Annotated in this window: 20 protein-coding genes and 3 pseudogenes; 11 read left to right on the top strand and 12 right to left on the bottom strand. The window is 63.6% G+C overall.

What is annotated here, in order from left to right; translation table 11 throughout:
* Window positions 1-190, top strand: a 190-nt coding sequence (locus tag G582_RS16300) for an IS5/IS1182 family transposase (RefSeq protein WP_038053802.1), incomplete at its 5' end; no start/stop codon positions are given.
* A gap of 120 nt (window positions 191-310) precedes the next feature.
* Window positions 311-697 (top strand): annotated as a pseudogene (locus G582_RS0110620) (transposase); the annotation flags it as partial.
* 94 nt (window positions 698-791) lie between these two features.
* On the opposite strand, the gene merA reads toward G582_RS0110620, so the two are convergent.
* The 3 genes from merA to merT are packed head-to-tail and all read right to left on the bottom strand — an operon-like array spanning window position 792 to window position 3,134.
* Window positions 792-2,486, bottom strand: a complete 1,695-nt coding sequence (gene merA, locus G582_RS0110625; protein ID WP_028839822.1) for a mercury(II) reductase — start codon at window positions 2,484-2,486, stop codon at window positions 792-794.
* A gap of 7 nt (window positions 2,487-2,493) precedes the next feature.
* Window positions 2,494-2,772 carry a mercury resistance system periplasmic binding protein MerP gene (merP, locus tag G582_RS0110630; protein WP_028839823.1) on the bottom strand — a complete coding sequence of 93 codons (279 nt, stop codon included), beginning with the start codon at window positions 2,770-2,772 and terminating at the stop codon, window positions 2,494-2,496.
* Window positions 2,773-2,783: 11 nt separating this feature from the next.
* Window positions 2,784-3,134, bottom strand: coding sequence for a mercuric ion transporter MerT (gene merT, locus G582_RS0110635; RefSeq protein ID WP_028839824.1), 351 nt, complete (start codon window positions 3,132-3,134; stop codon window positions 2,784-2,786).
* A gap of 71 nt (window positions 3,135-3,205) precedes the next feature.
* Here merT and merR point away from each other — a divergent pair, with 71 nt between their 5' ends.
* Window positions 3,206-3,643 carry a mercury resistance transcriptional regulator MerR gene (gene merR / locus G582_RS0110640; protein ID WP_028839825.1) on the top strand — a complete coding sequence of 146 codons (438 nt, stop codon included), beginning with the start codon at window positions 3,206-3,208 and terminating at the stop codon, window positions 3,641-3,643.
* Between the two features lie 223 nt (window positions 3,644-3,866).
* Complete coding sequence (locus G582_RS0110645) at window positions 3,867-4,829, top strand: IS1595 family transposase (RefSeq protein ID WP_028839826.1); 963 nt, start codon at window positions 3,867-3,869, stop codon at window positions 4,827-4,829.
* A gap of 136 nt (window positions 4,830-4,965) precedes the next feature.
* Here G582_RS0110645 and G582_RS16305 read toward each other — a convergent pair whose 3' ends face one another.
* Window positions 4,966-5,262: a helix-turn-helix domain-containing protein gene (locus G582_RS16305; RefSeq protein WP_248642763.1), complete on the bottom strand. Its 297-nt coding sequence runs from the start codon at window positions 5,260-5,262 to the stop codon at window positions 4,966-4,968.
* Window positions 5,263-5,315: 53 nt separating this feature from the next.
* Here G582_RS16305 and G582_RS16310 point away from each other — a divergent pair, with 53 nt between their 5' ends.
* The 3 genes from G582_RS16310 to G582_RS18570 all read left to right on the top strand — a co-directional run bounded on the left by G582_RS16310 (window position 5,316) and on the right by G582_RS18570 (window position 6,933).
* On the top strand, window positions 5,316-5,786 hold the full coding sequence (locus G582_RS16310) for a hypothetical protein (protein ID WP_156880443.1): 471 nt from the start codon (window positions 5,316-5,318) through the stop codon (window positions 5,784-5,786).
* A gap of 71 nt (window positions 5,787-5,857) precedes the next feature.
* Window positions 5,858-6,592 (top strand): SseB family protein, encoded by a 735-nt coding sequence (locus G582_RS17255; protein WP_051247140.1) that lies wholly within the window; start codon window positions 5,858-5,860, stop codon window positions 6,590-6,592.
* Window positions 6,593-6,651: 59 nt separating this feature from the next.
* On the top strand, window positions 6,652-6,933 hold the full coding sequence (locus G582_RS18570) for a BPSL0761 family protein (RefSeq protein WP_083961163.1): 282 nt from the start codon (window positions 6,652-6,654) through the stop codon (window positions 6,931-6,933).
* Between the two features lie 36 nt (window positions 6,934-6,969).
* Here G582_RS18570 and G582_RS17985 read toward each other — a convergent pair whose 3' ends face one another.
* The 6 genes and pseudogenes from G582_RS17985 to G582_RS0110690 all read right to left on the bottom strand — a co-directional run bounded on the left by G582_RS17985 (window position 6,970) and on the right by G582_RS0110690 (window position 14,159).
* Entirely contained in the window at window positions 6,970-7,452 is a 483-nt protein-coding gene (locus tag G582_RS17985) for a hypothetical protein (protein ID WP_156880445.1), read from the bottom strand.
* 317 nt (window positions 7,453-7,769) lie between these two features.
* The gene (locus G582_RS17580) at window positions 7,770-11,141 is read right to left on the bottom strand and encodes a VPA1269 family protein (protein WP_169380616.1); all 3,372 of its coding nucleotides are present in this window, start codon (window positions 11,139-11,141) and stop codon (window positions 7,770-7,772) included.
* Window positions 11,142-11,183: 42 nt separating this feature from the next.
* Complete coding sequence (locus tag G582_RS17990) at window positions 11,184-12,587, bottom strand: site-specific integrase (RefSeq protein WP_169380618.1); 1,404 nt, start codon at window positions 12,585-12,587, stop codon at window positions 11,184-11,186.
* Between the two features lie 260 nt (window positions 12,588-12,847).
* Window positions 12,848-13,309 (bottom strand): annotated as a pseudogene (locus tag G582_RS16320) (helical backbone metal receptor); the annotation flags it as partial.
* 11 nt (window positions 13,310-13,320) lie between these two features.
* Window positions 13,321-13,917 (bottom strand): pyridoxamine 5'-phosphate oxidase, encoded by a 597-nt coding sequence (pdxH, locus tag G582_RS0110685; RefSeq protein ID WP_028839829.1) that lies wholly within the window; start codon window positions 13,915-13,917, stop codon window positions 13,321-13,323.
* Between the two features lie 38 nt (window positions 13,918-13,955).
* Window positions 13,956-14,159 carry a dodecin family protein gene (locus G582_RS0110690; RefSeq protein WP_028839830.1) on the bottom strand — a complete coding sequence of 68 codons (204 nt, stop codon included), beginning with the start codon at window positions 14,157-14,159 and terminating at the stop codon, window positions 13,956-13,958.
* A gap of 143 nt (window positions 14,160-14,302) precedes the next feature.
* Here G582_RS0110690 and G582_RS18470 point away from each other — a divergent pair.
* Together G582_RS18470 and aroB are read left to right on the top strand one after the other, a co-directional pair.
* A pseudogene (locus G582_RS18470) lies at window positions 14,303-14,749 on the top strand (shikimate kinase); the annotation flags it as partial.
* 48 nt (window positions 14,750-14,797) lie between these two features.
* Window positions 14,798-15,898 (top strand): 3-dehydroquinate synthase, encoded by a 1,101-nt coding sequence (gene aroB, locus G582_RS0110695; RefSeq protein ID WP_028839831.1) that lies wholly within the window; start codon window positions 14,798-14,800, stop codon window positions 15,896-15,898.
* A gap of 13 nt (window positions 15,899-15,911) precedes the next feature.
* Here aroB and G582_RS0110700 read toward each other — a convergent pair whose 3' ends face one another.
* Window positions 15,912-16,292 carry a VOC family protein gene (locus tag G582_RS0110700; protein WP_028839832.1) on the bottom strand — a complete coding sequence of 127 codons (381 nt, stop codon included), beginning with the start codon at window positions 16,290-16,292 and terminating at the stop codon, window positions 15,912-15,914.
* Between the two features lie 81 nt (window positions 16,293-16,373).
* Here G582_RS0110700 and G582_RS0110705 point away from each other — a divergent pair, with 81 nt between their 5' ends.
* The gene (locus G582_RS0110705; protein WP_028839833.1) at window positions 16,374-16,628 is read left to right on the top strand and encodes a WGR domain-containing protein; all 255 of its coding nucleotides are present in this window, start codon (window positions 16,374-16,376) and stop codon (window positions 16,626-16,628) included.
* A 90-nt stretch (window positions 16,629-16,718) separates the two neighbouring features.
* A complete protein-coding gene (gene hemE / locus G582_RS0110710; protein ID WP_028839834.1) occupies window positions 16,719-17,780 on the top strand; it encodes a uroporphyrinogen decarboxylase in 1,062 nt (353 codons plus the stop codon).
* Window positions 17,781-17,949: 169 nt separating this feature from the next.
* On the opposite strand, the gene G582_RS0110715 is transcribed toward hemE, so the two are convergent.
* Complete coding sequence (locus tag G582_RS0110715) at window positions 17,950-21,471, bottom strand: sensor histidine kinase (RefSeq protein WP_038053805.1); 3,522 nt, start codon at window positions 21,469-21,471, stop codon at window positions 17,950-17,952.
* Window positions 21,472-21,527 lie beyond the last annotated feature (56 nt).

Consider the following 21,527-nt stretch of genomic DNA (forward strand, 5'->3'; position numbering starts at 1 on the left):
CTGCAAGGCCAGCCTGCGGGCGAAGGTGGAGCACCCGTTCCGGGTGATCAAGCGGCAGTTTGGCTACGTCAAGGTCCGCTATCGCGGTCTTGCGAAGAACAGCGCGCAGGTGCAGACCTTGTTCGCCCTGTCGAATCTGTGGATGGCGCGCCGGCAATTGCTGCCGGCGGCGGGATCAGTGCGCCTGTAAGGCGGGGAAACCCGCCGGAAAACGCCGGAAACGGCGCGTAAAGGCGGTGACGAAGCAAAAAAGCTGCTCTGTGGCCCAGGATTGAAGCCTCAGGGTGTGTTGATCAGACCTTCCTTAGGCAACATTCCGCCGGAGCTGGCGGGCACGTTCAAGGCTCTGACCACCGCCGTACACAACTGGCACGACGAAATCTTCGCTTACTTCGAACAACCCATTACCAATGCCTATACTGAATCCGTCAACCGACTGGCCAAAGACATGAACCGCATGGGCAGGGGCTACAGCTTCGAGGTGATCCGGGCGCGGATGCTCTACAACGAGAAGGCGCGCAAGGACGGGGCCGTGGTCGAGACCGTGCTGGTCGATGACGATCAAGCATCGACCAACTTCGAGTTCCAGCGGATGACCATGGCATCGGTCCGCCAGAAGAAGATCCGGCGCGTCGTCGAGTACGGGCCTTACATTCCGACGTTGGTGCGGCTGCTCGAAGAGGGGTATTTCGAGTAAACCTCGACCCATCGCACAAGCCCCGAAGCTTCAACCTGGGTGTTTGGCTCAACGGATGAAGCTGAGCATTCGGGCCTGAACGCTCAGCACAGCACTACCCCGCGCAGCAGGACAGTTGCTTCACATCCTTGGTGAAGGTCTGCGCTGCGAGCTTCAGTCCCTCGACCATGGTCAGGTAAGGGAACAACTGGTCGGCCAGCTCCTGCACCGTCATCCGTGCCCGGATGGCGAGCGCGGCCGTCTGAATCAGTTCGCCCGCCTCGGGGGTCACCGCCTGCACACCGAGCAACCGGCCAGTCCCAGCTTCCGCGACCAGCTTGATGAAACCTCGCGTGTCGAAGTTGACCAGCGCCCGGGGCACATTATCGAGCGTCAGCGTGCGGCTGTCGGTCTCGATGCCGGCATGGTGCGCTTCGGCCTCACTGTAGCCCACCGTGGCCACCTGCGGATCGGTGAACACGACCGCCGGCATGGCCGTGAGATCGAGCGCCACGTCGCCACCAGTCATGTTGACCGCGACGCGGGTACCGGCCGCCGCTGCGACGTAAACGAACTGCGGCTGGTCGGTGCAGTCGCCCGCGGCGTAGATGTGCGGTGTGCTGGTGCGCATGCCGTTGTCGATGACGATGGCGCCCTGCGCGTTGACCGTGACACCCGCTGCTTCGAGATCCAGGGCGCGTGTATTCGGCGAGCGGCCGGTGGCGACCAGCAGTCGGTCGGCGCGCAGTTCGCCGCGACCGGTCGTGAGCACGAATGCTCCGTTCGCAAAGGCCACCTCGCTGGCCTGCGTATGCTCCAGCACTTCGATGCCTTCGGCGCGGAACGCGGCCGTGACGGCTTCACCGATGGCGGGGTCTTCGCGGAAGAACAGCGTGTTGCGCGCCAGAAGGGTCACCTGGCTGCCGAGTCGGGCGAAGGCCTGCGCGAGTTCGACCGCCACCACCGACGAACCGATCACCGTCAGCCGCTCGGGAATGCGGTCGCTGGCCAGCGCCTCGGTAGAGGTCCAGTAAGGGGTGCCCTGCAAGCCTGGGATCGGCGGAATCGCCGGGCTGGCGCCGGTGGCGATCAAGCAGCGGTCGAAGGCGACTTCGTGCTCGCCGCCTTCCGCCAGTTGCACGATCAAATGGCGGTCGTCCTGGAAACGAGCGTCGCCGCGTAGCACGGTGATGGCTGGAGTGCTGGCCAAGATGCCTTCGTACTTGGCGTGACGCAGTTCGTCGACGCGCCCCTGCTGCTGCGCCAGCAAACGCTCGCGCAGGATCGCCGGCGAAGCGGACGCAATGCCGTCGTCGAACGGACTCTCGCGCCGCAGATGGGCAATATGCGCGGCACGGATCATGATCTTGGACGGTACGCAACCGACATTGACGCAGGTACCGCCGAGGGTGCCTCGCTCGATCAAGGTGACGCGCGCTCCTTGCTCGACGGCTTTCAGCGCCGCCGCCATCGCAGCGCCGCCACTGCCAATCACAGCGACCTGCAATGCGGGCTCTGCATCTCCGCGCTTCGGCTCGCCGTTTAACCCGCCCAGCGTCTTGTTCAACAGGTCCGCAGGCTTGCTCGGCATGTCGGCAGCCTGCGCCCGGTAACCAAGTGCAGACACGGCGGCGACCAGCGGTGCCATCTCCAAATCGGCGCCCGCATCAGCCGTGATTTCAGCCCGCCGTTGCGGATAGGACACCGCAGCCGAACGCACACCGGGCACCTTCTCCAAAGCTTGCCGGACGTGCTCGGCGCACGCCCCGCAGGTCATGCCATCGACGTGCAGTGTGATCGCCTCGGTCATGGGACGATCACTTCTTGACCGTGGAAGGGTAGCCTGCGTTCTCGGTGGCTTTGGTCAAGGCGGCTGGCGTGGTCTTGGTGTCGTCGTAAGTCACCACCGCTTCCTTGGGCTCCCAGGTCACCTTGGCTTCAACGACGCCTTCGACCTTGGACAACGCCTTCTTGACCGTGATCGGACAGGTGGCGCAGGTCATGCCCGGTACCGACAGCGTGACAGTTTTGGTGGCGGCCCAGGCGGGCGCGCTCAGGGCTACAGTCAAAGCGAACAGTGCGACAAATTTCTTCATGACAGTCTCCTTCAGTAGAACAGGGGCATGACGTAGGGGAACGCGAGGGCGATCAGCACCAGGGCGGACACGATCCAGAAAATCACCTTGTAGGCTGTTTGCACCTGGGGCACGGCACACACGTCGTCCGGCGCACAGGCGCGGGCGGGCCGGAAGATGCGGCGCCAGGCGAAGAACAGCGCGACGAGCGCGGCGCCAATGAAGATCGGCCGATACGGTTCGAGCGCGGTCAGGTTGCCGATCCAGGCGCCAGAGAAGCCTAGCGTGATCAGCACCAACGGGCCGAGGCAGCAGGTCGAGGCAAGGATGGCGGCCAAGCCGCCGGCAGCCAATGCACCGCGGCCGTTGCTAGGTTTTGCCATGAGGGTCTCCTTCCGGGACTTTGCGTGATGCGCTAACGTTACTTCCGTAGCCAGGTACGGAGTCAAGCGCCATGATGAACATCCCGGAAACCCTGACCATCGGAGCCTTCGCCAAAGCCGCCGGGGTCAACGTAGAGACCATTCGGTTCTATCAGCGCAAGGGCTTGCTGCCGGAGCCGGATCGGCCCATCGGCGGCATCCGCCGCTATGGGCCGACGGACGTGGACCGGGTGAAGTTCGTGAAGTCCGCCCAGCGCTTGGGATTCAATCTGGACGAGGTTGCGCAGTTGCTCAAGCTGGAAGACGGTACCCATTGCCACGAGGCCGCCGATCTTGCGGCAGCGCGGCTGGCGGATGTGCGTCTGCGGCTGACCGATCTCCAACGCATGGAATCGACGCTATCCCATTTGGTAAAAGCGTGCGGTTCGCGCCGAGGCAAGGTGTCTTGTCCATTGATTGCTTCGTTGCATCGACCTGCGCCAGCAGGCACAACCCACATTAAAGGCTAGAAGCGGGCAAGCCAGCGAAACTAGTAACCTACAAGCGAGAACAGTCAGACAAGAAGGGGCTAGAGCTGGCTCCCCACAATGAAATCCGGATACCCAAATATTGTGAGCTGCACGCGCAATAGCTTCGGCGAACCTGATTAGCCCCGACCCTCAGCCGCGAGTCGCAGGATTTGCGCCGCCTGCGGCACAGCATGGTGCCACTTGAAGCCAACGAGGGGGCGCCATGGGCATCAACCGCGTGCAGTTCCAACCCGGCCTTTCGATGAGCGAGTTCATCCACCGCTACGGCACCGAAGCAAAGTGTTACCGGGCCTTGTACAAGTGGCGCTGGCCTGAAGGTTTCCGCTGTCCGGCCTGTGCCGGACGCGCGCGTTCGCGCTTCAGGCGCGGCGATGCGATCTACTACCAGTGCCGCGCTTGCCGGCATCAGACGACTTTGACGGCGGGCACCCTGTTCGAAGGCACCAAACTGCCGCTGCGCACCTGGATGCTGGCGATGCACCTGCTGACCTCGACCAAGACCAACTTGGCTGCGCTGGAACTGATGCGCCACTTGGGCGTGAACTACAAGACCGCCTGGCGCCTGAAGCACAAGGTCATGCAGGCCATGACCGAGCGGGAGGATTCCAGAAAACTCCAGGGTTTCGTGCAGCTTGACGACGCCTATCTGGGCGGCGAGCGCAACGGCGGCAAGCCCGGGCGCGGGTCAGAGAACAAGCAGGCGTTCGTGATCGCAGTGCAGACGGACGAACACCTCGAACGCCCGACCTTCGCAGTGATCGAGCCGGTCCGCAGCTTCGACAACGCCTCACTCAACGACTGGATCACGCGCCGCCTGGCACCTGAGTGCGAGGTCTACAGTGACGGCTTGGCTTGCTTCCGCCGGCTCGAAGACGCCGGCCACGCCCACACAACGCTCGACACCGGCGGTGGCCGCGCCGCCACCGAAGTGGCTGGAGCGCGATGGGTCAACGTCGTCCTGGGCAACCTCAAGCGGGCGATCAGTGGCACCTACCATGCCGTCAAACAAGCCAAGTATGCGCGGCGCTACCTGGCCGAAGCGGCGTACCGTTTCAACCGCCGGTTCCGCCTGCGCGAGACGCTGCCGCGACTTGCGACCGCGATGATGCGGTGCAAACCATGTCCGGAGCCGCGTCTGCGGATTGCGAGCAACTTTCATGGCTGAGAGTCGGGGCTAATCAGGTCGGCGAATGCTGCGGCAAACGTGGTTCCCAACTCGATTGCCTGATCTTCTGGCATGTCGTTTAGGCCATATAGCATGTTGAGGCACGGCGGCCGCACCCATTACGGCGCTGGTCGGCTCAGCCCTTCTTGTGAGCAAAGCGCGATTTGGGCGACACGTCCGTTGCCAGTTGGATAGCCGCCTCGGGAGATAGGCCGAGGACGCCCGTGAGGTGGAGGAACTCCATGATGTCCAACCGGCGGGCACCGGCCTCCACGGCGGAGAGCCGTTGCTGTGGCCAACCCAGCGTCGCCGCGAGGGCCGATTGGGAAATGCCCGCGGCTTCCCGGATTTCCCGTAGTCGGGCGACCAGTCGCCGGTAAGCCGAGGAGTAGATGGTCTTGGTAGCCATGATCGCGCCGAGTTGGGCGATCAAGGAAGCTATGGCACAACCACCGAATACATGAAATTTATGTAGAATCCGCTAAGATGTCTGCCCTTGCCTGTTCTTCCTGCCGCCGTCGAGACATGGCCCTTTACCTCGTCAACCCTGGTGTGGATCTCACTCTGGAGCTTTACATAGCCCCCAATCTGGAGGAAGCCGTTTGTATCCAGTGGGAGCGGGTCAAGGACATGGCCATCCGGCAGACTTTTGTCCGCAAGCTCGAGAAGCAGCTTGAGCGGCTGATAGTCGAATGCATGGACTGGGATTTGAAGGAACCGACCCCTGCGCAGGAGTCCTATGCCTCGCTCATCAGCAGGAAACTAGACGTATCCATTCCATCAGAGGCTAAGAAGTACAGATTCCACATGGCGCTGTTCATCGACACCTACAGCGAACAGTATCGGTCGGAGATGTGCAAGCCTCCCACGAAAAGCGCAGTAGAAATTGAAAAAGTACAGGCGCTTGTTGCGGAAAAATTAAGGTCCACCACCTCGGGCGACAGCGACCCGTGCTGACCACTTAGTCGAAGTAGACATCGCACTTCACACGTCCTCGAGGTTCATGATCGTGGAACGACATCTTTGATATGGCGAGGATCAGCACTGCGGAGCTCGAACGGAGACTAGAGCTCGCCCGCTCGCACCGGGAGGAAGAGCCGGCCTTCTTCCGCTGCCTACTGGACGCGAAGGTCTACGCCCACGCGCCGGCGTCGGACGACCACTCACGACTCCGGCTACTCCAGTTCCGACACCCGGACGGGTTTCATGCCGTTCCATTCTTCACGTCGATCGAGAAGGCCCGGCCTCCAACTGGGATTGCCGCCAAAATCATCCCGCTACTGGGGCGCCAGTTCCTGGAGCTCACGCGTGGCGCCACCGTGATGCTGAATCCCAATGACGGCGGCTGCGTTCTGTATCCAGAGGAAGTTGATGCGCTGCTGAAGACAGGTGCGGTTGCGCGCATCGAGAAAATCCACCTGGCCAACGACTTTTCCTTTCTGGTGAGCGACCAAACCAAGCCGCCGTCTTGGCTGATGTCTTGCCTTATGGGGCTCTACTCGCAGTTGTCTTTTGTGCAGGTTGCCTATCTATTGGAGGTTGCACCCTCGCATGCACCGGCTGAGCGGACGTTGCTAATTGTATTAGGGGTGGCACCAGAACATGCCGAACGCGCCGTCCGTGCCTCGATTACCGAGATCCAACCCTTTTGTGCACATAACGATGTGGCCTTGGACATTACGACCTTCGATCCAGCAAAAGAGACTCCGGCGTACTTGCGTCAACGAGGGGTCGAGCGGTTTTTCGGGCCGCCATTGAAATGATTCCCGAATTTGGACGATGGAATCACCATGCATTTCAATTCAACCTACGAGTATTGGCCATGACCACGCCAAAGGAACGCACGAGGGCGCTGGTTTGGGCTGGCGGCTTCCTCATCGAACTCGCTAGAGACGAGAGTCTTCCTCTTGCTGTTCGCCAGCGGGCAGTTGTAATCGCCCGACATTTCCCCACGGTAGAGGACGTATCAGCCATGGCTCTATTCCGCCACCCAACGGGCCTTGGAATGGGGTTGGACGAGCCGAACGAGGAGTCTTCAGTCTTCACTGAGAACCGCTGTGGGCCTTTGCGCTATTCAACTCGCCTAGCATGGCCAGAAGAGTAGCCAGAGGTGTCTCACCCGATCGCACATCACGGATGACTAGGAACCGCCAGCTCGCCTCGCCAGAAAAAGCAGGATTCGGGTTTCATCTGAGTCCAAGAGCTCCGCCTTGGTCTTTCTCTCCACGATGTTTCCGAATTCCGGGTGGACTTCCAAGCCAAACCGTGAAAGGGCCGACGAATTAGTCAACTTTGAGGCGATCGACAGAAGACGCCTGCCGACATCGTGAGTGTCAAGCGTTTCACGGATGGCGAGAGCATTGCCGCCGCTTTCAGGTTCACCCTGCCCAGGATTGCCCGCTATGAGCAGATCTATATTCACGGTTGGGCGAAGCATTCGCATACCTTGACGCAAACGGATCAGATCCGTTTCAGCTTGGCGTCCTCGCGCCAGCAGCAACCTCAGTTCACTGCGCAGTGCGAGATCTTGGACATCGTCCAGCAACTTGTCGGCGGTTTTTGGAACGAACCGGCCGGAAGCTGCAGCAAGCTCCTGATCTCTAGCTCGAACATAATCGAGCAACTTCCTGTCCTTTCGTAGCGTTGTCGCGGTTGGGCCTGTCCAAGAGGAAGGAATTCTTCCAGCCCTACCATCCAATGCGCGCTTCGCGAGAACAAACTCCTCGATCCGTGGCGGAACGATGCGGACCGGCGACCTCCGGAAATTCACCTCCGCGCTTGGGAGCCCTTGACCCACAATCGCTCTCGCACTACCGCTCGCGATGGCGTTACAGGCTTCCTCTAGTCGACTTAGCGTGCCGTTCCGTTCCTTCGGCCGCGAGGACTCATCTGCTTCCTTTCGAAGCGAAGCAAGCATCCGAGTCGACAAGGATTCGCTTGTCATAGGAGTGCCAGTGACAATTCTTTGGAGTCGAGGCTCTCCAGCCAGCCGGTCGCATTCGAATACTTCGCTGAAGTGGCCGAACCGTCGAAAAGCTCCTCCAGATCGTCGAAAGCCGAGCTATTGGAAAGAACCACAACTGCAAATTCATCGAGGATCAGTTTGCGGCGCGAAGGGTCGAGGCGGTAAAAGAGCTCTTCCTTCTTCGCGTGCCTTGCAATCTCAAGGAGCATTTCGTCCCGGGCTTCTCGGACGCCGATGGTGGGAACGAATCCCTCAATGTTCTTCGCCCCCTCAATGAGACCGGTGTATAGCTCAAGATGGTGAACTTCCTGCAGGGCGACCCCAAGCGTGCCGGGTTTCTGCGAAATCAACGCCAGCTGTTTTCCCTCGATGATGCCCGCGTCTTCAGTAGCGACACGTTGCAACCAACCGTCAAGTCTGGCTTCGGCCTCCTTCACATACCGGAGCTGGGCCTCCCATTCGGTCACAATGTTGTCAACCAGCTCTTCTTCGCTTCTGATCTCGGCCGCCAGCGCTCGCACAGGCAGTCCCTTTTGCCTACATTCGTAAAGGCGCTGGCGCAGTTCCTCAACTCGTTTTTGATGGATGATCACTTCCGCCATCAGATTATTGAGCTTGAGAACGAGCCCTGCGAGGAAGGCAGGTCCAGTTATGAAGTAGGGGCAAAGACTGCATGCACTGCCTCTCCAGACACCACCGTCCGAACATAACGTTCCCGGGCAAATGCCGTCGATTCGAAGTTCGATCAATGGACTCCGCTCCGAAACAAGAGTCCTAAGCAAACTGATGCCAGGTGGTGCATCGACACCGATCCGACTGAACATCCCTGCGAAGAATTCCTCGCGTTCCGCCACCCCCATGTCCAACAGAGCCTCTCTCGTCGGCGTTGTCGCCTGGAGCGCCGTCTCCATTGCCGTGGATACTCGTCGATTCGTAATGTCCTCGTAATACCAGGTCATGGCCAATGCTGAGTGCCCTACGAGCAGTCGGACAATCTTCGGATCTACGCCTAGATTCAGCAGCCGCGTAACACCTGTCACTCGAAGCGAATGGATGTCATACACCGGCGAGCCATCTTTTCGAAAGAAGCGGACATTGGTGTTGTTGATCAGGTTGTACTTCTTTTCCACGTGCCTCATCAGCGCTCTAAAATATTCAAGGACGATTTGCTGGCTGACGGGCTGAAATTCCTGCCGATCAGGATCCCGGAACATTGGATAGACCCAGACAGGATCGGCCATAGCTGCTTGCTCGGACGTCGAGTTCCCGCGATCGCTCACCGGACGAGCAATGGGGTTAAAGCGTTTCTGCCAATCGATGACCCGCTGCACGTTAGCCGCGATCTCCGCTCGCAACCAAGGGAACACATAGTCCCGGCCTGTCTTGTTCGTGGTGATCCGCATCCCTAGCCCTGCCTCTTCCCTCACCGGCGATAGCGAAATCCGCTGAATAAATCCTTCTGCGCGCCCACGGGTCGCTGTCGACAATTCGTTCTTCGTGATTTCCAACGACGAGATGTCGACGGTAAATTCGTCGCCTTCACCGCTGTCCAGAAACCTGCCTTGCTTGTGCCGGATTGGTATTTGCAGGAGGAGATCCATGAGTACGGCGAGACCGGGCCACCAGACCTGGCAAGACTGTCCAGTTTCCCGATCTATGACCCGCCTAGAGTCGAGGAGCCTGCCTCGATGCTCGCGGCTACGACTAAACTCAAAGTCGTTAGCTTGATTCTCAGCCACAAGCAACTCCAACACCTCCATGTCAACTGCATGACGTGTCGTGCTGGTCGGCCGCCCTCCATTCCTTTTGCCTTTGATGGACACAAGCTGATCGCTTACAGGGCAGACGAGTCCGTCAATACCATCCTCAATGCACGCGACTTTCCACGCTTTCTTCAAAACTCGAAATGCCGCCGCTTGCGCGTCAGCTGAAACCTTGTGATCAACGAGAAACTGGCGAAATGTCCGTTTCCCCTTGGAGGCACTCACCGATTGCAGGATATTGGGAGTTATGTCAGTGATTCTCGGCGGCACATCGTCGTCTTTCAGCGTGGAAATGAAATAGAGCCAGCGTGAGATCAGGCTACTGATTTTGTTTGCGCTCTTTCCGGCAACCCCAGGAAAAATCAGTCGCCAGTTCGCAACTTGACTCTTAAGGTTCGGCCCTGGATCCGGATTCCGTTTTGCGCTGTCCGACTTGGAGATGAATTTTGCATTTGGATTGTCAGCCCACGCCCAAAGGACAGGCTCCGCTTTGACTGATGGTCTTACGCGACGGTCGACAATCAAATTCTTGCTATAGAGCTCTGTAGGGCTGTATCCAGCGGCCTTCAATTGGAGAACCTCCAGCTTCCACATGCTGGTCAAGATGTAATTGCGCTCATCGTCAAGAGAAAGGCTGTCCCGCAACATTGCGATTTGCTCTGGAGAAATCGACCCCGTTTCAAAGCCTGGACACGCGAGGTTTACTGTTGCAAGAAGCAGACGTCCCTGTTCGCGGATTGTTGTGTTCTTCCCAAAAAGTGGTTCTAGCTTTCGGTAGTACTCGTCAGCGGCACTGACCGAACTCGCGGTTCTCAACAAACTCGAATAGAACTCGCGATACTTCAGTGGCAGCAACTCAGCGCCACGCCCATTCCCGACATTTCGCGGAAATAGCAAATAACCTTTGCTGACAAGCCACATCGCAAACCAACCCAAAACCAGCGGTCGTTGCACAAATCGAGAATTTGCTCCGGAATAGCCCTTTCGAACCGGATCATTGAACCACTCGATCAAGGGAGTGCAGACTCTTTTTAGAAATGTCTCTGAGCTCCTGCATCCATCGAGAAGCTCGAAGAGATTTGAGGTTGCAAGATTCCGCAGATCGCTTGAATTGACAGTCCAACTCATCGATCGAATATTTCCACGAACGATTTCCTCGCACACTCGCCTTTGTATATCAGGTGGCGCGTAGACAATGTTCCATGCGGGCGTAATCGGGTGATTGGCGAGGCTGCCCCATAGGCCGAGTTTTTCTATGGCGTCGTTCAGGGCGGCCATACTGCAATAGCGACCCGCCACTTGATTTACCTTCTTGCCAGCGCCGATCGTCTTGATTGCTAGAACTTCTGGCGATTCTTGGTTTTGTATCTTTAGCGTTCGCTTGATCTTTGATGCTCCAGAGCCGGTCCAGATTGTTTTGCTCGGCCGCATCAAAAAGTCAGTAAGAGCCCGATCGTGGGCATCGGCATACTCGTTGACCAATCGAATCAATTCATCGAATGGAATGTCCTTCAACAAAACAAACGAGTCACCCGCTGCGCACACAAATGGAGCGCAGTCGCCGATTCGGTTGTACGTCAGCACGTTGCGTGCAGTCCGTCTTGAGATAACGCGCTGAACCATCATCTAATTTCTCGTTCCTGCCGCTAGAGCGTGGCGCATCGCGGCCATGTCCAGCGTTCCATAGTCGTGTTGACTCAATCTCGACCGCTGTCCAAGGCAAACCTGGACTGAACCCACATCACCGCCGACCAGACGCCTTATGAGATCGCTGTAGAAGTGGCGCATTCCATGTGGGGATCTCCTCGATCGGAACGGAATTTCTCCAATTCGGTTGACTGCTCGTACAAATGCCTTTTTTACGTTCGACATGGCAAGCATGTCTCCTTGGATTTCGGGTCGACGCGGATCAGTGTTGACAAATAGGAATGGATGACGCCTCGCCAGAGGCATCCTCGATCTCTTTTGGATGACCCTGACAATCAGCGATTCGAACTCCCTTGCGGCCCGTTCACTCGCCCAAAATATCTGGCGCATTTCGCCGGTATCGTTCGTCTGCCTAATACCCTTGAAACCCGCCGTTTTTCCGCGATTGATGCCGTTGTCCGATTCGGCCATTTGAGGGCGAGGTACAAGCCCAAAGGTGTTCTTCAAGAAGTCAGACCGCGTTGTCCTTTCTTCGCCAATTTTTCCGCACCAACGCGATGTCCATGGGTTTGCGATCACCACCAAAGGAAGGTCAGCGAAGATGTCCCCGGGGAAAAATGTCGTCCTGTAGTTACCTGGCAGGACGTCGCAGATCCATAGATTTAAGGACTCTGAAAGGCGCGGCCCCCCGAAAAAACCGAGGAGCCAAATCGCCTTGAACGTATCGTTCTGCTCGGCGTCAATCAGATTCCAAGCGACTTCTTCGCTCATTCCTGAAAACCCTTTTGCGCCTCCTTTAGTGCGCGCGCGCCCGGGGATTCGGATATCGATCACTGGCGATTCACGCCTGATCGCTAGGTGACTAAAAAAGTCTGTCTCGTTGCATGCCATCAGCTTCCAAAAGCTTTTTTGGCTTCTAGATGGAGGCGGCAGAGGCACCGTTGATTTGCCAAGCAATGGCAAATATCCGAATTCGCGTTGGCAGAAATCGCTGAATGCGACGATATGGCGAACCTGTGCCTTTAGGCCGTCGCGAGCAAGCGGCTTCCAGTTGAGGTCGTCGTCCCCACGATGTCTCGCGAGAATGTAGTCCTGAACGAGCTTTCGTAGCCCGATTCCGTCCAGGGACGGCGACCCGATTTGGGAGTAGAACTTCATCAGGCCAGAAACGCTTCGGATAAACTGCAACACCTGCGCGTAGGACCTTTCAAAGCTCAGTTCCGACAAAGCCCATGCCAGCGCCTCTTGATGAACTTCGACTTCACCCGCTCGGCTGCTCCAGATTGCGGGCGCGACAAGGCCGTCCGATCGAACGACGTCGGCAACAGTTACGCCATCTGGCAGATCTGAATCCACGGCTATTAGCTCACTTCCCGTTTCCATCAGTCACCGGATCAATCTAGATCCGCGCCAAACCCTGTTAGGGCAAAGCTCAAGACGGAGGCAGCTGCCTCGACGTCCCTGACTCCCAACCATTGCAGTTGGGTCGAACCATGATGGAAATACCGAGGCCTGGGAGGCACTCGGGAGGATGTAGCGGGGGCAACACTATCACATAGGGGCTAAAAGCAACCTCCCCAGGCGCTCCAAGACGCCATTCAGGAGCCTATGAATGCCTCAAGGAACAGTCTCGGTAGGGGCTATAAGCCGGTGATCGGCGGCTCGTCCCACTCCTCGAAATACACCTTCGGCCGGCGCGGCAGCGCCGCGGCCTGCGCCTCGATGGCGTCCAGCCCGAGGCGCAATTCATCCGCCCAGGCAGTGGCGCGTGCGCCGGCACCGACCATCGCGCCGAGCCGGCGAATGTAGTCGAGGATGCCATCGACGCTGCGATGGTTGGAAATCCACACTTCCACCCCGGCCTTGACCAGCTCGCGGGCGATGTCGGCCTGGATGTCGGAAAAGCCGACCACGAAGTCCGGCTGCAGCTTGAGGATCTCGCCGATCTTCGCGCTGGTGAAGGCGCTGACCTTGGGCTTCTCGCGGCGCGCCTGCGCTGGCCGCACGGTGAAGCCGCTGATGCCGACGATGCGGTCCTGCTCGCCCAGCGCGTACAGGACTTCGGTGGGCTCTTCGGTGAGGCAGACGATGCGCTGCGGGCCCACCGCGGCGCGGCTCACGGATAAAGCATCCGCTTCGACCACGCGCCGTCCGCGTCGCGTTCGTGCAGCCAGCGCTCGTGCAGGCGGAACGTGGCGGCGTACCAGAATTCCACCGCGCGCGGCACCACCCGGAACCCGGTCCAGCGCGGCGGACGCGGCACCTCGCGGCCTTCGAACTCGGCCTCGAACCTGGCCAGCCGCGTCTCGAAGGTGTCCCGCGCGTCCAGCGTGCGCGACTGCTCCGAGGCCCAGGCGCCCAGCTGGCTGACCCGCGGCCGGCTGGCGAAATAGGCGTCGGCCTCGGCGTCCGTGACCAGTTCGACGTCGCCCTCGATCCGCACCTGCACGCCGTTGCGCACGCGCGGCCAGTGGAACAGCAGCGCCGCCTGCGGATTGGCCTGCAGCTCGCGGCCCTTGCGGCCGTCGAGGTGGCTGTAGAACACGAAGCCGTCGGCATCGAACGCCTTCAGCAGGACGACGCGCGCTGACGGCCGGCCGCCGTCGCCGACCGTGGCCACGGTCATCGCGGTGCGGTCGGGCTCGCCGGCAGCAGCGGCCTCGTCGAAGAGGGTCTGGAAGGTAGCGAGGATGTCGTCGGGCAAGGTCTGCATGCGCGCATTGTCGCGCGCATGGGCGCCGCGCGCACGCTTCAGTCGACGACGAAGCTGACCCGCAGATTGACCCGCCATTCCTGCACGTTGCCGCTTCCGTCGGTGACCACCTTGATCTCGTTGACCCAGGCGCCCTTGATGTTCTTGACCGATTCGGCGCACTTCTTCAGCCCGTGCTTCACCGCGTCCTCCATGCTGGTGGCGGACGAGGCGTTGAGTTCGATGACCTTGGCAACGGACATGGCAGATCTCCTGCTACCCGGCGGGTTGCCGGTGTCGCAGCTTCGCCGCGCATGCGTTAATTCCGCGCAGTCATGGCCGCCCCGTGCCGCACTGCTAGCATGTTGCGATGCAAAACCGCGATCACCTCGTCCTGGTCGGCCCGATGGGCTCCGGCAAGAGCACGCTGGGCCGGGCGCTGGCCGAGCGGCTGCAGCGGCCGTTCGTGGACGTGGACGCACGCATCGAGGCCGAAGCCGGCTGCAGCATCGCCGCATTGTTCGAGTCCGAGGGGGAGACCGGTTTCCGCGCCCGCGAAGCGCGCGTGCTGGCGGCCGTGCTGGCCGAGCCGGCCGCCGTGGTCGCCACCGGAGGCGGCGCGGTGCTGGCGCAGGCCAACCGCGCGGCGATGCGCGATGCCGGCATCGTCGTCTACCTGCAGGTGGATGCCGCCACCCAGCTGGCGCGCCTGCAGGACGACAGCACCCGCCCGCTGCTGCAGGCACCCGACCGCGCACAGCGGTTGTCCCAGCTGCAGGCGCAGCGCGAACCGCTGTACCGCGCCACAGCGCATCTGCTGTTCGATGCTTCCAGCCTTGCGCCGGAAGCCGCCGCCGCGACGCTGGCCGGGCAACTGGACAACCTCGGAGCCACCACCGGCATGAGCACGCCCCTGCAGAAGTTGACGGTCGCCGCCGCTACGCCCTATTCCATCCACATCGGTGCCGGCCTGCTCGACGATGGCGCGCTGCTGGCGCAGCCGTTGCGCGGCCGGCATGCCCTGGTCGTCAGCGACGCCAACGTCGCACCGCTGTATGCCGACCGCGTGGAAGCCGCGCTGCGCGCCGCGCGCCCGGGACTGCACATCGCCCACCACGTGATCGCCGCCGGCGAGGCTGAAAAGACGCTGGCGAATTTCAGCGGCGTCATCGACGCACTGGCGACGCTGTGCGCCACCCGCGACGCCTGCGTGTACGCGCTCGGTGGCGGCGTGGTCGGCGACCTGGCCGGCTTCGCCGCGGCCTGCTGGATGCGCGGGATCGACATCGTGCAGCTGCCGACCACGCTGCTGTCGATGGTGGATTCCTCGGTCGGCGGCAAGACCGCGGTGGACATCCCGCAGGGCAAGAACCTGGTCGGCGCCTTCCACATCCCGCGCGCGGTGATCGCCGATACCGCGACCCTGCGCACGCTGCCGCCGCGCGAACTGCGCGCCGGCCTGGCCGAAGTCATCAAGTACGGCGCCATTGTCGACGCCGGTTTCCTGCACTGGCTGGACGCGCACCACGCCGCCCTGCTGGCCGGCGACGACGCCATGCTGGCCGAGGCGATCGCCCGCAGCTGCGCGCACAAGGCGGCGATCACCGCGCGCGACCCGCTGGAGCACGGCGAGCGCGCGCTGCTCAACTTCGGTCACACCTTCGGCCACGCCATCGAGGCCGAACAGGGCTATGCCGAGGGCCTCAACCACGGCGAGGCGGTGGCGGTGGGCATGCTGCTGGCGGCGCGCCTGTCGGCCGCGCTGGGGCTGGCCTCATGGACCGATGCGGAAGCGTTGCGCGCGCTGCTGCTGCGCTTCGGCCTGCCGGTGGACGTACCCGCCGGGTTGGCACCGGAAGCGCTGCTGGCGCGGATGCGGCTGGACAAGAAGGTGCAGGCCAGCGGGCTGCGCTTCATCCTGTGGGACGGTGCGGGCGCGGCGCGGATCGTCGCCGACGTGGATGAGAGCGCCGTGCTGGCGGTGCTGCGCGACGCCGGTTGAGCCCCGGCGCGGCTCACTGCCCCGGCGGCGGCTCCCACAGCTCGATCTTGTTGCCGTCCGGATCGACCACCCAGCCGAACCGGCCGTGTTCGGAGTCCTCGCGCTTGTCGAGCACCTCGCAGCCTTCCTCGCGCAACGCGGCCAACAGCGCGTCCAGATCGGCCACCCGGAAATTGACCATGAACGGCGCGGTGCTGGGCGCCATGTAGTCGGTGTCGGCGGCGAACGGACTCCACAGCGTCATCCCCGGCGCGCTGTCCGGGCCTCCCCACTGGAACACCACCCCGCCCCAGTCGGTGACGTCCAGGCCCAGATGCTCCCGATACCAGGCGTTGAGGCGCTTGGGGTCGGGGGATTTGAAGAAAATGCCGCCAATACCGGTCACGCGTTGCATGTCATCTCCCCTGGTTGGCTACTGCTTGGCCCATCGCGCCGGGCGCGCGAGCGCCGGTCCAGCACCTTACAATGCCGCCCCATGCGCCTGCTGCTGCAACAACGTCCCGACGGCCGCGAAGCCCCGCGCTTCGTCCAGCTCCAGCTCCAGCCCGACCTGCTGGGCGGCTGGGAGCTGCTGCGCGAGACCGGCCAGACTGGTGGCCGCAGCAGCCTGCGCAAGACCTTGTACAGCGACCAGCCCAGCGCCCTTGCGGCACTGGAGAAAGAACGCGACGCGCAGCTGAAGAAAGGCTTCCAGCTGGTGTTCGCGCAGGGCGCAGACGCGCCGAAATGACCGCCGCCGCGGCCGGCCGGCGCCGGCCCGCATGACCGTTCCCGCCGTCGCACCGCGCACCGGCAAGCACATCCCCATGGAGCAACGCCCTTGTCCACGCCCCTGAAGAACGATCGCTTCCTGCGCGCGCTGCGCCGCGAACCGGTGGACTGCACCCCCGTCTGGCTGATGCGCCAGGCCGGCCGCTACCTGCCGGAGTACCGCGCCACCCGCAAGGCCGCCGGCAGCTTCCTGGGCATGGCCAAGAATCCTGAAATCGCCTGCGAAGTGACCCTGCAGCCGCTGCGCCGGTTCCCGCTGGACGCGGCCATCCTGTTCTCCGACATCCTCACCGTGCCCGACGCGATGGGCCTGGGCCTGTATTTCGTCGAAGGCGAAGGCCCTAAGTTCGAGCGCCCGCTGCGCAGCGTCGCCGATATCGACGCGCTGGCCGTGCCCGACATGGGCAGCAGCCTGCGCTACGTGATGGACGCGGTCAGCCTGATCCGCCGCGAACTGGACGGCGCGGTGCCGCTGATCGGTTTTTCCGGCAGCCCGTGGACGCTGGCCTGCTACATGGTGGAAGGCGGCGGCAGCAAGGACTGGGGCAAGGTCAAGGCGTTGGCGCTGAACGAGCCGGCGGCGATGCACAAACTGCTGGGCACGATCACCGATGCGGTGATCGCCTACCTGTCGGCACAGCACGCGGCGGGCGCACAGGCGCTGCAGGTGTTCGACACCTGGGGCGGCACGCTGGGGCCGGCGATGTACCGCGAATTCTCGCTGCCCTACCTCACCCGCATCGCCGCCGGGCTGAAGGCGCTCGGGGTGCCGGTAATCCTGTTCGGCAAGGGCAACGCGCCGCATCTGGACGCGCTGTTCACCAGCGGCGCGGACGCCATCGGCGTGGACTGGACGGTAACCCTGGAAGACGCCGCGCGCCGCAACGGCGGCCGGGTGGCGCTGCAGGGCAACATGGACCCGGCGATGCTGTACGGCAGCCCCGACGCGGTGCGCGCGCAGGCACGCGCGGTGCTGGACAGCTACCGCGACGGCAACGGCGGCAGCCGCGAGGGCCACGTGTTCAACCTCGGCCACGGCATGTCGCCGGACATGAACCCCGACCACGTCGCCGCGTTGGTGGACGAAGTGCACGCCTACAGCGCGCGCTGATTACTGCAGGCAACGGTTAGCACCCGGCACCGCCGGGGCGTCGCAACCACAAGCTGCGACAAGCACCCGGCGCGACCGCGGCAGCGCAACCAAGCGAGTATCGCGGAGCGACTTGTGCTGTCGCGGTCGCGCCGGGTGCGCTGCCACAAAGAAGCCGACCTCGAACCCGCTAAACCGCTGTCGCCAGCAGCGTCTCCAACGCCTGCCCCAGCATCTCCCCGGTCACCGGCTTGCGCAGGAAGCCATCGAAGCCGGCCGCGCGCGCCTGCGCTTCCGCATCGCCGTCGGAGCGCGCCGTCACCGCCAGCAATGGTGCCGCGAAGCCGCGGTCGCGCAGCGCGCGCGCCAGTGCCAAGCCGTCCATGCCGGGCAGGTCCAGATCCAGCAGTGCGACATCGAAGCGACCGGTGGCCGCTTCGGTCAACGCGCCGAGGCCATGACCGACGTGCGTCACCGCGTGGCCCTGCGCCCGCAGCAGGCCGGCGATGGCTTGCGCCACGATGGCGTCGTCCTCGACCAGCAACAGCGCGCGGCCTGCGGAGGTCGATGCCGACGGTGCCGATGATGCGCGTGCGACCGGAGGCTCCACCACCGGCAACGGCAGCTCCACGATGAAGCGGGCGCCCTGCCCCGGCGCGCTTTCCACCGTGATGCGGCCAGCCATCGCTGCCGCCAGTTCCTGCGAGATCGCCAGCCCAAGGCCGCTGCCGCCATAGCGGGCCGCAGTGCGCGCGCCGTCGGCCTGTTCGAAGCGGCGGAACAACCGCTCGCGCTGCTCCGGATTGAGCCCCGGGCCGCTGTCTGCGACCACGAAGCGCACGCCCTGCGGCTGCAGCGCCACCACCTCCAGCGACACGTGTCCGGTTTCGGTGAACTTGACCGCGTTGCCGATCAGGTTGAGCAGGATCTGCTGCACGCGGGTGCGGTCGCCCTGCAGCGCGCGCGGCGCGTCGGCATCGATGTGTTCGGCGAACACCAGCCCCTTGCGCTCGGCCAGCGGCGCCATCAGCTCCGCCACCTCGCCAAGCAGCGGCTTCAGCGCGAACGGCGCGTCCACCAGCTCCAGCCTGCCGGCCTCGATGCGCGCCATGTCCAGCGCGTCGTTGACCAGCCGCAGCAGGTGCTCGCCGGCGCGACGGATGGCATCGACGTGACCGCGCTGCTGCGTATCCAGCGGCGTGCCCCGCAACAGCTCGGCCATGCCCAGCACGCCGGTCATCGGCGTGCGCACTTCGTGGCCGAGGGTGGCAAGGAAGCGCGACTTGGCCTGCGACGCCTGTTCGGCCAGCGTGCGCTTGTGTTCGGCCAGCTGCCAGGCGTGGCGGCGCTTCAGGCGCTGGCGATACGCCAGCGCCAGCCAAGCCAGCAAGGACAGTGACGCCAGCGCCCACGCCGCCAGCGCCCAGCCGCTGCGCCACCACGGCGGCGACACCACGAACGCCAGCTGCTGTTCGGCGGCGGCATTGCCGGCGGCGTCCTGGCCGCGGATGCGCAGCACGTAGCGACCGGGCGCAAGGCCGGTGAACACGCGCTCGCCGCTGCCGCCCAGCGCCACCCAGCTGCCGTCGAAGCCGTCCAGCCGCGACCAGTAGCGGTTGGCGGCCGGATCATCGAAGGCCAGCAGGCGCGCGCGCACCCGGAACTCGCGATCCTCGTTGCCCAGCACCACGCCGGGCAGCGGCGGCAGCGCCTGCCACTCGCCCTCGCGGCGCACCGCGATGCCGTCGAAGCGCAACACCGGCCGCAGCGCGGCAGCATCGGCAGCGCCAGTCTCGACCAGCCGCAGGCCGCCGTCGGCGGTGGCCGCGACCAGCACGCCGTCGTCGCGCAGCAGCGCCGCGCGGTCCAGGTATTCCTCGCTGCCGCCCGCATCGCGGGTGCCGATGCGGCGCAGATTGCGACGCGTGGGCTCCCAGCGATACAGCCCGCGCGAAGTGGTGATCCAGACCCGGCCGCGGGCATCCACCAGCAGCGCCGCTGCCGCCACCGCCGGCATGCCGAAACGCGCATCGATGCGCTCCACCCGCGACCAGCCGGCGGCGCCGCGCCGGTAGCGCTCCAGCCCGCTCAGGCGCTGCACCCACAGCGTGTTGGCACCATCGAAGGCGAGCGCGAACACGCGTTCGCTGCCCAACTCCGGCTGCGGCTGGAACCGCCTGCCGGCGGCATCGAAACGCAGCAGGCCGGTGCTCGTCGCGAGCCAGGGTTCGCCGGCCGGGGCCAGCGCCATGTCCTCGATATCGGCATCGCCCAGCCCGCCGACCGATCCTGCGGGTATGTCGCGCAGGATCGCGCCGGTGGCCGCATCGCGCTGCTGCACGCCGGCGCCGGGCGCGGCCAGCCACAGGCTGCCGTCTCTGGCCGGCAACAGCCGGGTTACCAGACTGGACGGCGCCGGGGCCTGCGCGTCGCTGGCGGTCCACTCGTCGATGGCGCCGTCTGTACCTATCCGGATCAGCCCGCCGCGGTGCGACACCCACAGCCGCCGCGCCGCGTCCTCGGCGATCGCCGCCAGCTTGACGTTGCGCAGCCGCTCCAGCGCGTCGGCACCCAGCGCGGCAACGGCGCCGTCGGCATCCATGTGCTCGATCACCCCACCCAGCCCGCCCAGCCAGGCGCCGCCGTCGCCAGCCTTGCCCAGCGCGCGGTAGATCCCGCCCTGCAGGCCGTCCGCAGCGCCGTGGAATTCCGCCAACTGGCGCCAGTCCGAACGCAGGTAGCCCAGGCCCAGGCCCATCAGCGGCACCCACAGTGCACCGTCGCGCTCGATCGACAGCGTGCTGACCGCGCGCGGAATGTCCGGACCGCCCAGCGGCACCGGCACCGGCACCGGCGGCGCATCGCCACGCTGGTGCCACAGACCGCGCTGGCTGCCGATCCAACGGTCGCCGCGCGGATCGGTGGCAAGCGCCATCATCGCATTGGGGCGATGGAACATCGGCGACCACGCCGGCTGCACCCAGCTGCCGCGCGCGTGCCGCCAGACGCCGGCCGATGTGCCGGCCCACAGCCCGTCCGGCTGCTGGGCCAGCGTGTACACCATCGGCTCACCTTCGGCGCCGGGCAGCGCCACCCGCTCGAACGCGCCGTCACCGCGACGGCGGGCAAGGCCGGCGGTGGTGCCCACCCACAGCACGCCGTCGGCATCGGTGGCCAGGGCCAGGATGGTGTCCGACGGCAGCCCGTCGCGCGCCGCGGAAAAATGCCGCATCGCCCCGCTGGCATCGATGCGGGTCAGGCCGCCGTCGTAGGTGCCCAGCCAGACCGCGTCGCCCTGCCGCGACAGCGCCCACACGTCGTCGCTGACCAGCGACGGATGGGTGGCCTTGCGGTAATGGGTGAAGCGCTGCCGGCTCGCATCGAGCACGCTGACGCCTTCGCCTTCCACCGCCACCCAGATCCGGTCCGCCGCGTCCACCAGCAGCGCCTGCACGTGGTTGCCCGGCAGGCCGCCGCCGGCATCCGGGGCGTAGCGCCAGACCCGCATGCCCACGCCATCGAAGCGGGCCAGGCCGTCAACGGTGCCGATCCACAGGTAGCCATCGGCATCGCGCGCCAACGCCTTGATCTCCGAAGAAGGCAGGCCCTGCGCCGGGCCGGCCACGCGGAACCGCGGGCGCTCTGGCACCCCCGCCAGCGCGCAGGCGCAGGCCAGCCACAACAGCAGCACGAACCGGAATCGATGCGTCATGTCCCCTCCCCGACGCCGATGCTGGCAACGCTACGTTGCACTTGCAAGCACGCTGT

This window comes from Thermomonas fusca DSM 15424 (genome assembly GCF_000423885.1).
GTDB classification, from domain to species: Bacteria; Pseudomonadota; Gammaproteobacteria; order Xanthomonadales; family Xanthomonadaceae; genus Thermomonas; species Thermomonas fusca.

What these genes read in the sequence shown, in the direction of transcription:
- merA (WP_028839822.1), bottom strand. Translation starts at nt 2,486, where the DNA reads ATGACCGAGGCGATCACACTGCACGTCGATGGCATGACCTGCGGGGCG.
- merP (WP_028839823.1), bottom strand. Translation starts at nt 2,772, where the DNA reads ATGAAGAAATTTGTCGCACTGTTCGCTTTGACTGTAGCCCTGAGCGCG.
- merT (WP_028839824.1), bottom strand. Translation starts at nt 3,134, where the DNA reads ATGGCAAAACCTAGCAACGGCCGCGGTGCATTGGCTGCCGGCGGCTTG.
- merR (WP_028839825.1), top strand. Translation starts at nt 3,206, where the DNA reads ATGATGAACATCCCGGAAACCCTGACCATCGGAGCCTTCGCCAAAGCC.
- G582_RS0110645 (WP_028839826.1), top strand. Translation starts at nt 3,867, where the DNA reads ATGGGCATCAACCGCGTGCAGTTCCAACCCGGCCTTTCGATGAGCGAG.
- G582_RS16310 (WP_156880443.1), top strand. Translation starts at nt 5,316, where the DNA reads ATGTCTGCCCTTGCCTGTTCTTCCTGCCGCCGTCGAGACATGGCCCTT.
- G582_RS17255 (WP_051247140.1), top strand. Translation starts at nt 5,858, where the DNA reads ATGGCGAGGATCAGCACTGCGGAGCTCGAACGGAGACTAGAGCTCGCC.
- G582_RS18570 (WP_083961163.1), top strand. Translation starts at nt 6,652, where the DNA reads ATGACCACGCCAAAGGAACGCACGAGGGCGCTGGTTTGGGCTGGCGGC.
- G582_RS17990 (WP_169380618.1), bottom strand. Translation starts at nt 12,587, where the DNA reads ATGGAAACGGGAAGTGAGCTAATAGCCGTGGATTCAGATCTGCCAGAT.
- pdxH (WP_028839829.1), bottom strand. Translation starts at nt 13,917, where the DNA reads ATGCAGACCTTGCCCGACGACATCCTCGCTACCTTCCAGACCCTCTTC.
- G582_RS0110690 (WP_028839830.1), bottom strand. Translation starts at nt 14,159, where the DNA reads ATGTCCGTTGCCAAGGTCATCGAACTCAACGCCTCGTCCGCCACCAGC.
- aroB (WP_028839831.1), top strand. Translation starts at nt 14,798, where the DNA reads ATGAGCACGCCCCTGCAGAAGTTGACGGTCGCCGCCGCTACGCCCTAT.
- G582_RS0110700 (WP_028839832.1), bottom strand. Translation starts at nt 16,292, where the DNA reads ATGCAACGCGTGACCGGTATTGGCGGCATTTTCTTCAAATCCCCCGAC.
- G582_RS0110705 (WP_028839833.1), top strand. Translation starts at nt 16,374, where the DNA reads ATGCGCCTGCTGCTGCAACAACGTCCCGACGGCCGCGAAGCCCCGCGC.
- G582_RS0110715 (WP_038053805.1), bottom strand. Translation starts at nt 21,471, where the DNA reads ATGACGCATCGATTCCGGTTCGTGCTGCTGTTGTGGCTGGCCTGCGCC.